The sequence below is a fragment of the Synechococcus sp. R55.2 genome (assembly GCF_047462075.1).
In the GTDB taxonomy this organism is placed as follows: domain Bacteria; phylum Cyanobacteriota; class Cyanobacteriia; order Thermostichales; family Thermostichaceae; genus Thermostichus.
Genome location: NZ_JANSIH010000024.1, coordinates 1 through 1,433, shown reverse-complemented (window position 1 = coordinate 1,433; position 1,433 = coordinate 1). Strand labels below are relative to the sequence as shown.

Below are 1,433 nucleotides of genomic sequence, written 5' to 3'. Positions count from 1 at the left end.
ACCCCAAGTAAGCTCAGGCATAGAATTGGGCCGGGTTTGTCTTGGGAAGACTTTCGACATGGTTTCCTCCTCTTCCCCCTCCTGCAATCTTAGGAGTTTGCTGGAGCGGCTCCTGGAGCTGCGGCAGCAGGTTGTAGAGGGATCCCAGAAATACTTGGCCGCTTGGGGCTGCCTTACGAGCCCTCCTGCGGCCATCCACAACCTGGCGCGCTACCTGGCGCTGCGCCAACAGGATCTGCGCAGCTTGCAACTGGAGCTGGCGGCTGCGGGGCTGTCCTCGCTGGGGCGCTGTGAGTCGCGGGTTCTGGAGAGCCTGGATGCGGTGATTGCTATTTTGGCAGCCACCCAGGGTTTGACCCATACGGCACCCAGCTATGAAGAGTTTTATGCCGGGGATACGGCACTAGAGCAGCACGCCGAGGCGCTGTTTGGCCCTCCTTCTCCCCATCGCCGCGCGCGCATCATGGTGACCCTGCCCAGCGAAGCCGCCGAGCAGCCGGAGCTGTTGCTGCAGTTGTTGGAGCGGGGCATGAACGTGGCCCGCATCAACTGCGCCCACGACGAGCCCTCGGTGTGGGAGAAAATGGTGGCCCACTTGCGCCAGGCCGAAGCCCAGACCCAACGGCGTTGCAAGATTTTGCTGGACCTGGCCGGCCCCAAGATCCGCACCGGCCCAGTGGCCATGCCCCCCGGCAAAACCAAGGTGTACCGCGGGGATCGCATCCTGCTCACCGCGAAGGTTCCTGAGGCCAGCGCCGATATCTCCTGCCAGGTGACCTGCAGCCTGCCGGAGGTTTTGGCGCACCTGCAAGTGGGGGCAACCGTTTGGATCGACGACGGCAAAATCGGCGCCCGCGTGGTAAGGATCGAGCCGGCAGGCGTGGTGCTGGAGGTGGACAAAGTTGCCCCTCAGGGCAAGAAGTTGCGAGCAGAAAAAGGCCTCAATTTTCCTGACAGTCAGCTCCAGATCCGTTCCCTTACCGACAAAGACTGCCAAGACCTGGACTTTGTGGTGCGGCATGCCGACTTAGTGGGCTATTCCTTTGTCCAGCAGCCCGCGGACTTGCAGTTGCTGGTTTCTGAGCTGGAGCGGCGGCAGGCTCGCCCCGATTTGGGCTTGATCCTCAAGATGGAAACGCAGCGGGCGGTGAAAAACCTGCCGGCCTTGATCGCGACCGTTGCCGGCTGCCGGCCCCTGGGGGTGATGATTGCCCGCGGCGATCTGGCCGTGGAGATCGGTTGGCTGCGCTTGGGCGAGATCCAGGAGGAACTGCTGTGGATCTGCGAGGCAGCCCAGGTGCCGGTGGTCTGGGCTACCCAGGTGCTGGATCAGCTCACCAAGGAGGGCTTGCCCTCGCGGCCTGAGCTTTCCGATGCGGTGATGTCTGCCCGCGCCGAATGTGTGATGCTCAACAAGGGCCCCTACCTGCTGG

The 1,433-nt window shown here is 62.9% G+C and carries 1 protein-coding gene; it reads left to right on the top strand.

Going from position 1 to position 1,433, the window contains the following annotated elements:
• Positions 1-58 precede the first annotated feature (58 nt).
• Positions 59-1,433: pyruvate kinase (locus tag NW838_RS00805; RefSeq protein WP_414427309.1), on the top strand; the 1,375-nt coding region annotated here is incomplete at its 3' end.